This is a genomic window from Sphingomonas sp. GC_Shp_3 (assembly GCF_026540945.1).
Lineage (GTDB): Bacteria > Pseudomonadota > Alphaproteobacteria > Sphingomonadales > Sphingomonadaceae > Sphingomonas.
This window is the reverse complement of sequence record NZ_JALNUT010000035.1, coordinates 1-286: the sequence shown is the minus strand read 5'-3', so window position 1 is coordinate 286 and position 286 is coordinate 1. Positions and strand designations below refer to the sequence as shown.

Genomic DNA, 286 nt, shown 5'->3' with positions numbered 1-286 from the left:
AGTCTGCCACCGCCGCCAGAACGCGTCGATATGCTCAAAACGCTCGTCCAGCGGGGTGGCGTTCACCGGGTATTTGGAAAACGCGATCGCAGTGGCCAGCGTGATGTCCGAGAAGGTCGGTTGGTCTCCGCCGAGCAGCCACGCCCGCCCGTCGGCAAAATGCCGGTTGACCAGTGCTGCATGCGCAAGCGCCACCTTGCGCGAATGCTCACCCCATGCAGGATTGTGCGTCAGCTCCAGCTTGGGCCCGAGGCCCTGGTGCAGGACGTGGAAGGCGGTGACGATT

Annotated in this window: 1 protein-coding gene; it reads right to left on the bottom strand. The window is 64.0% G+C overall.

Annotated features, from left to right (window positions below; genetic code table 11):
• Nucleotides 1-286 (bottom strand): glutathione S-transferase C-terminal domain-containing protein (locus OXR00_RS19620; protein WP_267389913.1); only part of this gene is annotated, 286 nt, incomplete at both ends.